The following is a 13,421-nucleotide window of genomic DNA, read 5'->3' as shown; positions in this document are numbered from 1 at the left end:
AGCAGTGATCTCAATCGACTGTCTGTCAGGCGTAAAAATGCCGACAAAAAAGCATTGGAGCCATGCAAAGACAGATTTGCGTTGCTATCCTAAAGAGTGTAAAAAACGTCTTCAAAATCATCCACCCGTATAGTTATAGGCTGGCAAATTCACCCATGCATCGGGCATTCTGGTTCATAGGCGCGGTCGCGCTACTGTTTACGTCTGTCTGCACGCAGGCAAAGGAAATCCGCATTTGTTACGACAAATGGGTTCCCTATGCCTATGAGGGGCGCGGCGGTGCCGAAGGTCTGTCGGTTGATATTGTGCGCACGTTCATGGAGCGGGCCGGGCATGAAGTGACATTTGTGTCGATGCCGACAGCACGGTGCCAGTTTTCACAGCGGTACGGGGCGGTTGATGGCATTTTGCTTGACGACGTTGCGCACGCCAAAAGTGCCAACTTGAAGATATCATCAGACTCGCTGGCCAGCCGGGTAACGGTTGCGGTTGTGCGATCAAGTTTTCTTGCGAGCGAATATCGCGGGCCGGAAAGTTTTGACGGCGCAAGCTGGCTTAAGGTCATCGGGGATCAGTATCCCAAGGCCATCGCAGACAACCCGGATATGCATGCGGTCGAAGTTGGCGAGAATGCCAAGGGGTATGAGATGCTGCGCCGCCATCACGTCGATGTTGTCTTCGCCGATCTGGCGTCGATGCGCTATGACATTGGTGCCCAGCGCGACGCCATGCAGTTCAAGGTTCTGCACCCGGCACTTGATGTTGCCGAATTTTATCTGAGCCTTGGCGCAGAGACAGCCGACATTCTTGGCGACTTTAACCTTGCGATGGCGCACGGTGTTGAAAGCGGCGAGCTGGATAATATTTATTACCGCTACCTTGGTTTTAGCCGGAATGGCTATGCGCGTTATATCGAGCATTCTGACGGGGCGGGCACGGCGGAAAACAACAGCATTGAACAATAGTGTTTTTGGATGCTGCGTCGTCGCATAGGACATTAGGTGTTTGGTCGCCGGCCCTTATGTCGACGTGGCTTTGACCAGTGCCTTGGCGATGGCCATGCATTCGTCATCAACCTTCCCGGAAATATCGGACGGACGCCAGTGGCGCTGAAAGGCGATGCGGCGTTTTTGCCCGTCACCATCGCCATAGCCGATTTGATCGAGCAGGGGGTCAAGGCTGTCGGGGGATGTGTTGGCTTTGGGCGACATTTCGGACGACATCTGGGGCCGTATTTTGGGCCATAATCCGATGCCGTGTTCGGCCAGTTGATCCCATGGAAACAGCTCGCCGGGGTCTTCTTTTCGGTCCGGGGCCATGTCGGAATGGGCGATGATGCGGCTGGCCGGGATGGTGTGGCGGCCCAGAATATCGCGGCAAAGTGCAATCACCGATGCGATTTGATCTTCGGGGAAGGCGCGATAGCCAAATTCATGGCCGGGATTGACGATTTCAATGCCGATGGAACGCGAATTCACATCCACACATTTTTGCCATTCGCCGCGTCCGGCGTGCCATGCGCGTTTGTCTTCATCAACGAGGCGAAAAATCCGCCCGTCTTCTTCGATCAGGTAATGACATGACACCGATGACGCCGGATCGCACAGGCGATCAAGGGCGATTTGCCCAGATTGCATGCCGGTGTAATGCAGGACGAGAATGTCAATCGGGCTGTCGTCCGGACGGTCGCCAAAGTTGGGCGATGGATGGTCGATGATGTGTGTCATTGCGTTGCCTGCCATCGTCGGATCACCCGTTCCTGATCAATCCATGCCCTGCGTTTTGCGCTGTACCGGTTTGCGCAGCATGATAACGCCCACCCCGCACAGCACAACCGCCCCACCAATGATTTTCAGCACGGAAAAGGCTTCGCCAAAGACGATGAACGATCCGAAGACACTGATCACCGGGGCCAGAAGCGACCATGGCACGACAACATTGACGTCCTGAGTTTTTAGCAAGTGATACCAGAAGCCATAGGCGACAATCGAGGACATCACCACGGTGAAGCTGAGGTTGGCCCATGCCACCCAGCTTGCGCTCATGACCGCCTGAAACGCGTGCGGTTCAAAGATCAGGGACAGGAAGAACAATTGCGGCGCGGCCATGAGTGCCATCCAGCCATTAAGCTGGAAAGTATCAATGTCGCCCAGTTTTTTGATCATGACATTGGCAACCGCCCACATGAAGGCGGCAAACACCACCAGCAATAATGGCAATTGCAGGTCGGTCATGGTCGGGTCCCAGAACATGATAATGACCCCGACAAAGGCCAGTGCCATGCCCGAAAGCCGTTTCCAGCCCAGCCGGTCATTAAAGAAATAGGTGGCCAGCATCGATGAAAACGGCACGCCCAAAAGAACGATAATCGCCACCGGTCCCGCATCAATCATCGACAGGGCATAAAACAAAACCCCGAAATGGAAGGTGCCAAAAACCGCCGAAATGATCGCCAGTTTCCCCATGCGGCCACGCGGCATGCGGGCAAACGGGATCAACAGGGCCGCAACAGCGCCAAAGCGAATGGCGGTCAGCATGAAAGGCGGGATTTCACCGACCGCACCCTTGACGGTCAGCATGTTGACGCCCCAGATGATGGCGACGGACAAGGCCATGAGGGTGGCTTTTAACGGCATGACGCGGGCTTTCAACAAGGGTTGGCCCGATCCTTGTTCGGGTGCCGACCGTGTGACACGTGACCACCGCCAACGTTGGCGGCGGGGATTTATCCCTTGATCCACTGTTTTGCATCACAGGACAAATGAGTTGTTTTCAACTGCAGGCTCAAGTGTGGCGCATCTACCGTTGCGGGTAAAGTCCCGCAACGTTTCGCCCACGCCAAAAGATCACTAGGTCCTGACCCCAGATGATCGATCCTAGCCGAGTTCTTCACGCATCATTTCAAGTTCCAGCCAGCGGCCTTCGCACTCTTCGAGTTCGGCGCGCGCGGCATCAAGGCGATCGGCCTTCTTCTGGAAGGCTTCGGGGTCCTTGGTGAACAGGCTGCCATCTGACAGGGCGGCTTCAATCTCGGCCATTTCGGCCTCAATCTTTGCCATTTTGTCGGGCAGGTTGTCGTATTCGCGCTGATCTTTATAGCTCAGCTTGGCCGCAGCTTTGGGCTTTGCCGGGGCAGTGGCCGATGTGAAGGCCTTCTTGCCGGTTTTTGCCGCAGGGCGGTCTTCGGTGGGGGCTTGTCCGGCATTTGAAAGTTTGCGCTGGTTGATGTAATCGGAATAGCCGCCAGCATATTCAACGGCCAATCCATCGCCTTCCATGACGATGGAGGATGTCACGACGCGATCAAGGAAGTCACGGTCGTGGCTGACCAGCAGAAGCGTGCCTTCGTAGTCATCGAGCATTTCCTGCAACAGATCGAGCGTATCCATATCAAGATCGTTGGTCGGCTCATCCATGATCAGAAGGTTGGTCGGCTTGGCCAGTTGCTTGGCCAGAAGCAAACGATTGCGTTCGCCACCCGAAAGGGCGCCGACCGGGCTTCGGGCCTGCTTTTCATCAAACAGGAAATCGCGCAGGTAGCTGACGACATGGCGGGGATTGCCGCGCACCATGACCTGATCACCGCCAACATCGCAGAGCGTATCCCAAAGGGTCATGCTGTCATCAAGGGCGACGCGTTTTTGATCGAAATAGGATGCATTAAGATTGGTGCCGATCTTGACCGTGCCGCTGTCGGGTTCAAGCTGCCCGGTCAGCATTTTAAGCAAAGTGGTTTTACCCGCCCCGTTCGGGCCAATGATCCCGACCTTGTCGCCGCGCAGAATACGGGTTGAGAAACCGGTCAGGATTTCGCGGTCGCCAAATGACTTGGCGATATCGGTGGCCTCGATCACGACCTTGCCCGATGTGCCACCCGTGTCAGCGGCAAGTGAGACATTGCCGATGCGATCAACCTGGGCGGAGCGCTGTTCGCGCATATCATACAGACGGCGCAGACGGCCCTGGTTGCGTTTACGACGTGCTGAAATGCCCTGCACCGACCAGACGGTTTCCTTAGCGATCAGCTTATCAAGCTTGGCGCGTTCCTCGGATTCCTTGCGATAGATTTCCTCGGACCATTCTTCGAACTTGGCAAAGTTAAGCTTGCCCTGATGCATCACGCCGCGATCAAGCCACAGCACCCCGTTTGACACCGCATTGAGGAATGCGCGGTCATGCGAAATCACCACAACTGCACCGCGGAAGTTTTTGATCTCGCCTTCGAGCCATTCAATCGTTGGCAAATCAAGGTGGTTGGTCGGCTCATCAAGCAGCAAGACCTGTGGGTCGGCAATCAGCGCGCGCGCAATTGCCGCACGGCGACCTTCGCCGCCGGAAAGCTGTTTGGGGTCGGCCATCGGATCGATGCTGACAGATGCGAGGAGCATGTCGGAGCGATAGGAATATTCTTCTTCATGGGCATCAAGGGCGGACAGAACAAATTCTTCGACCGTGTCATAGCCGTCAAATTTGGGTTCCTGATTAAGGTAGGCCACCTTGCAACCCGGCTGGACAAAGCGTTCGCCGCCGTCAGCTTCGATTTCACCGGCGATGATTTTAAGCAGGGTGGATTTTCCCCCGCCATTTCGCCCGACAAGGCACAGCCGATCCCGTTCGCCAATGGCAAATGAAACATCGGAAAACAGATCATTCCCGCCAAAGGTCAGGTGAATGTCATTAATATTAATCAGCGGTGGCGCCATGGGAAAACCGATAAGCTTGAGGTCAAAAATAAGTCCGTTGGCCCCCTGCAAACAGCATATAGGGTGCCGTTGCAAGGGAAATCATTTGGGAGGAGCGATACAGGGTGTTTTTATGATCAGCGAATGCCGCGTTCTTTGCGAATTTGATCCCAGGCGGCATTGATCCTGGCCATTTTTTCATTGGCCTGTTCGATGAACTCAGGCGGCATGCCTTTGGCCATCAGGGTGTCGGGATGGTTTTCGCGCGACAGTTTGCGATGGGCCGATTTCAGCTCATCGTCACTGGCGTCGCGGCCCAAGCCCAACTGTTGATAAGGATCGGGTCCGTTCGATGATGTATGGGCCTGATGCACGCGGTCAAAATCGATATCGGCAAAGCCAAAGATGTGGGCGACCTTTTTAAGGTAGGCCTGCTCGGCGGGGTGCAATTGCCCATCGGCCATGGCGATCTGATACAGCGCTTCGAGGATGCCTTCAAGCAGGGCACGTTCGCCGCGGAACATGGTGGCGATTTGCTGCGCATAGGGTTCAAACCCGTCCGGCGATGCCTTTGCCATGTCAAAGATACGCCCGACATTTTTGGCCTCGCCCGGCGGGATGCTGAACACGCGTTTAAAGGCATCGATTTCATCGCGGCTGACATGTCCGTCAACCTTGGCCATTTTCGCAGCAAGGATGATTACACCCGTGGCAAAGGCGATCTGGCGCGGATCCTGCCCGCCCGGAATGCTTTGATAGCCACCGTAATGGGGGCCTGATCCACCAAGTCGCGGGTCGGACGCGCTGTTTTTAATCTTGTCGACAACATGTCCTGCGGTTGCGCCAAGGATCGCGCCAAGCGGTCCGCCCAAGGCAAAACCAGCAGTTCCGCCAATAATTTTTCCCCAGATGCTCATGGGTGATTTCTGTCCTGTTGTTTGCGATGCCTGATGTGAAAGGCGGGTCAGGACAGCAGGCGTTGCCATCCGTATGCGTTCCCCCAACATAGTTTGGAGCGGGCAGAAAGAAATGGTCAAATCGCATTTTCTAATGCGTTTGGCTCAAAAGTATCTGATACGCTATACTTTGGTAGTAATTGATCTACCGTCAGTAGAGTGTTTCTAATGAGTTCTAATAACAAAATTGTAATTTAGTAACTAGGGTCAGGACCTACTAATTTGATTGAAGTGGCAGTCGTTATGTTTGTCAAACCCAAGGAAAATCCCGCAGAACGGGTCTGCATCCCGAACAAGGGGTTTGACGCAGGAGTTGACAAATATAACGACTGTCCTTCGGATCAATCGGATTTGCACGGACTACTTTGTCGCAAAAACTTGAAAGATATATATCTTCCTGCACTTTTGCTTCGCGTATCCGCACAAATCTGATTGACCATTTCAACCAAATTAATAGGTCCTGACCCTAGAACACAGAAAGTCGGGGTGGGAAATGTCTTTATTGTCACGCATGAAGCTGGTGTATCAGATCTCGCTTCTGAGCATTGTCGCGTTGGTCATCTTTGCGATTGTAGGTCTTACGCAATTCATCGCCGATCAGCAGCGCCAGTCCGCACAGCTTATCGCCAAGGCGGCGACAGCCGATCTGTCGATTGTCGATAACACCTCGCGTGCATTTCTGAATGCCCGGCGCCACGAAAAGGACTTTGTCCTGCGCCGCGACGAGCAATATATCACCGCACATGAGCAGTCATCTGGGAATGTGCGCGCCGGGCTTGAAACACTGGCCGCGCGCGAAGAACTTGACGAGCTTCTGGGTGAGGTGGACCAAGCCCGCGCGGCCTTTGAGCAATATGTCGCAGAATTTGCCAATGTTGTCGCCCTGCAGCGTCAGATCGGTCTGGATGGCAGTAGCGGCCTGCTGGGCGAAATGCGCAGTGCCGCATCCGAGGTTGAAGGTGCCTTGGCTGATGTTGCAAAGTTTGAAGCGATGCTGGGCTTAAGCGACAGTAAGGATTTGTCGATTGAGCTGTTGCAAATGCGCGGCAACGAAAAAGACTTTCTGGCAAATATGGACCCTGTACATATCGAGAATGTCGAGGGCCTCGAAAAGAAATTTGACGCATCCCTTAAAAAGGCAGGCAGCATTCAGGACGATAAGAAAGCCCAGCTTGCAAAGCTGATGGCGTCTTATGTTTCCAATTTCAAAACCCTTGCTGATGCGACGCTGGCGCGTGAGGAATCGCTTGGTCGGCTCAGCACTTATTACGCGGCTGTTGAACCCATTCTTGCAACGCTCAGCACTGAAATCGGATCGGTCGCAGCAGACATGCAGGCGCGTTCCGAAAACATCGCGCGAACGGGTGTGATGGTGACCTTTGGCATCTTTATTGCCGGGACGCTTGTGCTGATTGTCATGTCGTTCATCTTGGCGCGTGCGATTGTCAGTGCGATTACCGGGCTGACATCAAAAATGACCCGTTTGGCCAACAGTGACTTCGACCTGCAACTGGGCGAAGCCGACCGTAAGGATGAAATCGGCGAGATGGGCCGTGCGGTTGTTGTGTTTCGTGAAAACGGGCTGGAGCGGCAAAAACTTGAAGCCCGTCAAAAGGAAATTGACGAACAACAACGCCAACGCATCGAAACGCAGGAAAAACATATTCGCGAGTTTGACAATGATGTGGTCGCGATGATGAGCGAAGTGGGCACAGCGGTCGAGCAACTTCATTCCGTGTCAGAAGTCCTGCGGCGCAGTGCGACAACGGCGGATGAGCAATCAACAACAGTGTCGGCAGGGACGGAAGAAGCATCGTCGAATGTGCAATTGGTGGCAACGGCGGCAACTGAACTTTCCGCATCCATTCATGAAATTGCCGGACAGGTCAGTGACACGTCGCAAATGGCCATTTCGGCCAGTGAGCGGGCGCAAACCACCAATGAAGATATTCAGGGGTTGAATACGGCGGCCGTGCGCATTGGCGAAGTCATTGGAATGATCAATGACATTGCCGGGCAAACGAACCTGCTTGCACTTAATGCCACCATCGAAGCGGCGCGCGCAGGCGAGGCTGGCAAGGGGTTTGCTGTCGTCGCAAGTGAAGTCAAGAACCTTGCCAATCAGACCGCAAAGGCGACCGAGGATATCACCGCGCAAATCGGTGATATTCAGCGGGCGACCGGGTCGGCAGTTGAGGCGATTGATGAAATTGTTCGTATGATTTCCGATATCAGCGAACGCGCGTCTTCTGTCGCAGCGGCAGTGGAGCAACAAACCGTCGCCACCAGCGAGATATCGCAAAATGTCGAACAGGCAGCATCGGCAACGCGCGAGATTTCATCGGCCATGCAGGGTGTATCGTCCGCCGTTGCTGATACCACAGAGGCGGCACAGGATGTGCGCGGGTCTGCAGATAATCTTGGCAAGCAAAGCGATGGCTTGAGTGCGCGTATTGATCAGTTCCTTGAACGGATGCGTGCAGGTTAGGCCCTGATGCTTGGTCCTGACGCTAAACATTAAATGGCAGGGAATGCTGTTGGAAAAAGAAGCCCGATTTGATGTCGGGCTTCTTTTTTTGTGGGGACAAGAACGTCCTTGCCCGCAACTGCAGCATTCTGGGCGGTGCGGTTGTGCATCTGAGTGTGCGTTTTGAGCGCGACTGGAATGACGTTCAGACGCGGGGCGTCAAAAAAATCGATATTTTTCGCGTAATTTGATTTCAGAGAACTCATATACCCCCTTATGAGACAAATGTGCTGCGATGGTGCGGTGCAAAACGGAACCAGATAAGACGGTCGGGGGCGCGACATGAAATTTCTATCTCGCATGCGGTTAATCTATCAGATTTCACTTATTGGCCTGTCGGCTTTGACGATTTTCGTGATCGTTGGGAGTGTTCTTTTTGTCGCGGATGCACAGCGACAATCGGCGGAAAATTCAGCTGATAGTGCGCTTCAGGACCGTTTGCTGGTCGATAATATCGCCAAAGAATTCCTTAATGCCCGCCGTCGGGAAAAGGATTTCCTGCTGCGGCTGGATGAAAAATACGTCACAGATCACGCTGAAACAGTCGCAGCAGTTCATGACGGGTTGGAGCAGCTTTCAGCCAACCCCAAATTGGCGCCGTTTGAGGCCGAGATTGGCGCAATCCTGACGTCATTTGATGCATATGCCGATGAGTTCAGCAAAATCGTCAATCTGCAGCGCGATATCGGCTTGACCGAAGAAGGTGGCCTTCTGGGCAGCCTTCGGTCATCGGTGCACGACGTTGAAGAAGCACTGGCAACCTATAACGCCGACAAGCTGACCGTCATCATGTTGATGATGCGCCGCCATGAGAAGGATTTCCTGGCCCGGATTGACCCGAAATATGTTGATCGGATTGATGCCCGACTGGCCGAGTTTGGCCCGGCATTGGCAGCAACAAGCAGCATTCCCGATGATGAAAAGAAAAAGATCACGGGGCTTATGACGTCATACGTCACTGATTTTAAGGCCCTGGCGGAAAAGATCCTGATGCGTGAGCAGGAGCTTGGTTTGCTGAGTGACTATTACGCACAAGCAGAACCGGTTCTTGAGCAGTTGAGCATCGACATCACGGCGATCAACGAGATGTTGACCGCCCAAGCCAACGATATCGCCGAACGTAGTTTGATGGTCACGGTCATTATGTTTGTCGTCGGTGCGATTGCACTGATTGCGATGTCATGGCTTCTTGCGCGCGCAATTGCCGGTGCGATTGGCGGCCTTACCAATAAAATGGCACGTCTTGCGGAAAACGACTTTGACGTCGATATCAACGAGGTGCAGCGCGCCGACGAAATTGGCTCTATGGGGCGTGCCGTTCTGGTTTTCCGTGAAAACGGGATTGAACGCAAAAAGCTTGAAGCCATTCAGGCCGAGGCAGATAGAAAACGCCGCATCCGGATGGAGACCCAGGAAAAATACATCCGCGAATTTGATGAAGCCGTGGTGTCGGTGATGGCCGAAGTCGGTGTTGCAGTTCAACAGTTGCATTCGGCCTCGAACGTATTGCGCAGCAGTGCGGATGTGGCGGCTACCCAGTCAATCGCGGTCTCATCAGGTACCGAAGAAGCATCGTCGAATGTGCAATTGGTGGCAACGGCGGCAACCGAATTGTCGGCCTCGATCAATGAGATTTCCAGTCAGGTGACGGAAACCTCCAACATGGCGCAATCGGCAACCGAACGGGCGCGCCATACCAATGAAAACATTCAAGGGTTAAATGATGCCGCGCTTAAGATTGGCGAGGTCATTGGCCTGATCAGTGACATTGCCGGTCAAACCAACCTTCTGGCACTGAACGCGACAATCGAGGCAGCCCGTGCCGGGGATGCCGGGAAGGGATTTGCGGTTGTGGCAAGCGAGGTCAAGAACCTTGCCAATCAAACCGGCAAGGCTACCGAAGACATTACCAATCAAATCACAGGCATTCAGCAGGCAACCAGTCTTGCGGTTGGTGCCATTGATGAAATCGTGCGGATGATTTCCGACATCAGCGAGCGGGCCGCAGCCGTTGCAGCCGCCGTCGAAGAACAAACCGTTGCGACCGGCGAAATTTCACAGAATGTCGAACAGGCGGCCGCCGGGACCGAGGAAATATCCGCCGCGATGCAGGGGGTTTCGGGGGCGGTTGCTGATACCAATGTTGCGGCGAACGATGTGCATGGATCGGCCACCAACCTGGGCACTCAAAGCGAAAGCCTACGGGGGCAAATTGACGGGTTCCTGAAACGTATGCGATCACTTTAACGATGAATTGTCGATAATAGATGGCGGCTGGGCTTTACCTTGCCGCCATTTTCACGATAAAATCACGACAATATCACGAAATATAAGTGTCAAATCACCCGCGAAACACCTGCGCGTGAGAAAAGGGGAGCGTCGTATGACTGATAAACCACGCATTGTTTCATCATCGCATCTGGTGTCAGAGCGTGCTGCTGAACTTTCCGAACTTGAGTTTGCCCTGATCCTGTCGGGCAATGCGTTTGATCGCTGGATGGTGCGCTGCATGCGTGCGGCTGGCATGCCCGACCTGTCGGTTCTCGATATTCTGGTTCTGCATAATGTCAATTCACGCGAACGCGAAAAAAGCCTGTCGGAGGTTTGCTTTGTGCTTAATGTTGAAGACAGCCATCTGGTGAATTATGCCTTGAAGAAATTGCGCAAGCTTGGCCTTGTTGAAGGCAACAAGCGCGGTAAGGAAGTGCATTACGGCACGACACCCGATGGCCGTGCGATGTGCGAGAAATACCGTGAAGTGCGCGAAGCCTGCCTTGTCGAAACGTTCCAGCGACTTGGCGTAAACAGTCAGGAAGTTGGCGATGTTGCCAAGACGCTGCGTGCGATTTCCGGTGTTTATGATCAGGCGTCGCGTGCGGCAAGTGCGATGTAAATCAGGCCCGTATGATTTGGCCCGTATGATTTAGGGTCAGGAGCCATTGAAACCAAATTAATGGGTCCTGAGCCTAGGGCTGAGGCAACAGCGTTCGATTGTAGGTTGGTGACATCACGATCTCGTTAAAGCAGACCCGCATGGGAGCTGCGACCACGTAGGATACCATTTCGGCCAGATCGTCGGGTTTTAACATAAGAGAGAGTTCTTCATCTGTGACGGGCACCGGACGTTGTTTCAGGATCGGTGTGGCAACTTCCCCCGGACTGATGCAGCAGCAGCGGATGTTATTGTGCATTTCTTCCTGATTTATGCTGTGGGAGAGGTCGACAACGCCACGTTTGGACGCGATATAGGCCGGGCCCGCCGCAGGGAATTCGTGCCGCGCCGACCAGGAAGAAATATTGATGATCAGCCCATCTTTTTGCGCGCGCATGACGGGCAAAGTTGCGCAAACCGTGTTTGCCACGCCATTGAGATTGACGGCCACGATACGGTGCCAGTCGGCAATATCAAGGTCGCGCCAGTGTCGTTTGGGACTGTTCATCCCGGCACAATTGATCAGGACATTGATTTTGCCCATGGACGCCTGAATGTTGCGCGCAGCATCCGCGACCTGATCGCTGTTGCTGATATCAAGCGGGTGGATTTCGACTTTTCCGCCATCTGACTTGATCGCGGTTGCGACCTTGAGAAGTGTTTCTTCGCGCCGTGCAGACAGGGCGACCTGCGCGCCCGCCGCGGCAAGCGACTTTGCGATTGCTTCGCCGATACCGCTGCCAGCACCTGTAATCCAGACAGATTTCCCTGAAAGATCCTGCATCCGATTTTTCCTTTTTGGTGATTGGGCTGGATTCTACCATATGGCAATAAATCCAGAAATATCAGATTGATGGAAGATTTAAGCAGGATGACGCGGGCAAAATGTCCTGCGTAGTTTCCCGGTTTGTGCATGGCTGTTATGAATCCACATTGACAATTTGTCAGTAAAATGTGATTAATGTGTCGGGAGGATGCTTCGGAGTCTCGATACGCGCGATTCTGTATCGACTCCCAGTCACACAGGGAGACTTGAACAATGCTTAAAAAGGCACTTTCGACTGTCGCAATCGCGGCAATGACACTGTCCGCCGGTATGGCGGCTGCTGCTGAAAAATGGGATATGGCAACGCCGTATCCGGATGCGACTTTCCACACCCAGAACATTATTGAATTTGCCAAAGACGTGAATGATGCGTCCGGTGGTGAGCTGACCATTACCGTTCATTCGGGCGGTTCGCTGTTTAAACATGCCGACATTAAACGGTCGGTTCAGCGCGGTCTGATCCCAATCGGTGAGACGCTGATTTCGCTGTTGGCCAATGAAAACCCGATCTATACCGTTGATGCGATCCCGTTCCTGGCGACGTCTTATGACGATGCCAAGAAACTTTGGGAAGTATCGCGTTCGGGCATTGAAGCCGCCCTTGAAAAAGACGGTCTGAAAGTGCTGTATGCTGTTCCGTGGCCAGCACAGGGTCTTTATACCGCGAATCCGGTTGAAAAGGTCGAAGACCTCGAAGGTGTTAAATTCCGCGCTTATAACTCCACCACATCCCAGCTTGCCGATCTGACCGGTATGGTTGCGACACAGGTTGAAGTTCCGGAAATCCCGACCGCCTTTGCCACTGGCATTGTTGAGGCAATGATCACATCGCCATCAACCGGTGCCAATTCCAAGGCATGGGATTTTGTGTCGAACTTCTATGACGTTCAGGCATGGCTTCCGAAAAACATGGTTGTTGTGAATGCCAAGTCGTTTGACGCCCTGCCGGAAGCCGCACAGAAAGCGGTTATGGATGCGGCAGCCAAAGCCGAAACCCGCGGCTGGGAAATGAGCATGGCCGAAGCAGATGCCAAGAAGAAAATCCTGGCAGAAAACGGCATGAACGTTGCGGCACCGAGCGACGAGCTTAAAGCTGGCCTGTCCAAAGCAGGCGAAACCATGGTTGCCGATTGGCTCGAAGAAACCGGTGATGACGGCAAAGCCATCATCGACGCGTTCAAGAACTAAGGTTCTTGTTATTTTACAGGATCGGGCAGGCATAGCGTTCTGTCCGATCCCGACACGCCCCACATTTCAGGGGCAGGACCCTTTAATATGATTGCCATGGCAACCTCAATATTTGCGAAATACAAGGAAAAGCTCGCAGAGCGTGTTGGCATCCCGGCCAAGAGGTTTGACGCGGGAGTTCGCAAATATTGAAGTTGTCCTTCGGATTGATCGGATTTGCACGGGCTACTTTGTCGCAAGGCATTGAAAGATAAATATCTTCCTGCTGCCTTGCTCCGCGTATCCGCACAAATCTGATCAACCATTGCAA

General features: G+C 53.6%; 11 protein-coding genes. 6 read left to right on the top strand and 5 right to left on the bottom strand.

Annotated elements, in window-relative coordinates; genetic code table 11:
* Window positions 1-155 precede the first annotated feature (155 nt).
* Window positions 156-965, top strand: a complete 810-nt coding sequence (locus AMM48_RS09540) for a transporter substrate-binding domain-containing protein (RefSeq protein WP_158246449.1) — start codon at window positions 156-158, stop codon at window positions 963-965.
* A 54-nt stretch (window positions 966-1,019) separates the two neighbouring features.
* Here the strand turns inward: AMM48_RS09540 and AMM48_RS09535 are convergent, their stop codons facing one another.
* From AMM48_RS09535 to AMM48_RS09520, 4 genes are all read right to left on the bottom strand, one after another.
* Window positions 1,020-1,727, bottom strand: a complete 708-nt coding sequence (locus AMM48_RS09535; protein ID WP_102784024.1) for an N-acetylmuramoyl-L-alanine amidase — start codon at window positions 1,725-1,727, stop codon at window positions 1,020-1,022.
* A gap of 36 nt (window positions 1,728-1,763) precedes the next feature.
* On the bottom strand, window positions 1,764-2,654 hold the full coding sequence (locus AMM48_RS09530) for an EamA family transporter (RefSeq protein WP_240626289.1): 891 nt from the start codon (window positions 2,652-2,654) through the stop codon (window positions 1,764-1,766).
* A 222-nt stretch (window positions 2,655-2,876) separates the two neighbouring features.
* Window positions 2,877-4,703, bottom strand: a complete 1,827-nt coding sequence (locus tag AMM48_RS09525; RefSeq protein ID WP_102784023.1) for an ATP-binding cassette domain-containing protein — start codon at window positions 4,701-4,703, stop codon at window positions 2,877-2,879.
* A 116-nt stretch (window positions 4,704-4,819) separates the two neighbouring features.
* Window positions 4,820-5,599 carry a TerB family tellurite resistance protein gene (locus tag AMM48_RS09520; RefSeq protein WP_102784022.1) on the bottom strand — a complete coding sequence of 260 codons (780 nt, stop codon included), beginning with the start codon at window positions 5,597-5,599 and terminating at the stop codon, window positions 4,820-4,822.
* Window positions 5,600-6,131: 532 nt separating this feature from the next.
* Between AMM48_RS09520 and AMM48_RS09510 the strand changes: the two genes are divergently transcribed.
* The 4 genes from AMM48_RS09510 (at window position 6,132) to AMM48_RS09500 (ending at window position 11,058) form a co-directional block, all read left to right on the top strand.
* The gene (locus tag AMM48_RS09510; RefSeq protein ID WP_102783835.1) at window positions 6,132-8,126 is read left to right on the top strand and encodes a methyl-accepting chemotaxis protein; all 1,995 of its coding nucleotides are present in this window, start codon (window positions 6,132-6,134) and stop codon (window positions 8,124-8,126) included.
* A gap of 71 nt (window positions 8,127-8,197) precedes the next feature.
* A complete protein-coding gene (locus AMM48_RS22180; protein ID WP_158246448.1) occupies window positions 8,198-8,356 on the top strand; it encodes a hypothetical protein in 159 nt (52 codons plus the stop codon).
* Window positions 8,357-8,447: 91 nt separating this feature from the next.
* A complete protein-coding gene (locus AMM48_RS09505; protein ID WP_102783834.1) occupies window positions 8,448-10,412 on the top strand; it encodes a HAMP domain-containing methyl-accepting chemotaxis protein in 1,965 nt (654 codons plus the stop codon).
* A 136-nt stretch (window positions 10,413-10,548) separates the two neighbouring features.
* Window positions 10,549-11,058, top strand: a complete 510-nt coding sequence (locus tag AMM48_RS09500) for a winged helix DNA-binding protein (protein ID WP_101299631.1) — start codon at window positions 10,549-10,551, stop codon at window positions 11,056-11,058.
* Window positions 11,059-11,131: 73 nt separating this feature from the next.
* Here AMM48_RS09500 and AMM48_RS09495 read toward each other — a convergent pair whose 3' ends face one another.
* The gene (locus tag AMM48_RS09495) at window positions 11,132-11,881 is read right to left on the bottom strand and encodes an SDR family oxidoreductase (protein ID WP_102783833.1); all 750 of its coding nucleotides are present in this window, start codon (window positions 11,879-11,881) and stop codon (window positions 11,132-11,134) included.
* A 255-nt stretch (window positions 11,882-12,136) separates the two neighbouring features.
* Between AMM48_RS09495 and AMM48_RS09490 the strand changes: the two genes are divergently transcribed.
* A complete protein-coding gene (locus AMM48_RS09490) occupies window positions 12,137-13,111 on the top strand; it encodes a TRAP transporter substrate-binding protein (RefSeq protein WP_102783832.1) in 975 nt (324 codons plus the stop codon).
* Window positions 13,112-13,421: the final 310 nt, after the last annotated feature.

It is taken from the genome of Thalassospira sp. GB04J01 (assembly GCF_000751115.1).
Lineage (GTDB): Bacteria > Pseudomonadota > Alphaproteobacteria > Rhodospirillales > Thalassospiraceae > Thalassospira > Thalassospira lucentensis.
Note: the sequence above shows the minus strand (reverse complement) of the source record. Positions and strands in the feature narration are given on the sequence as shown.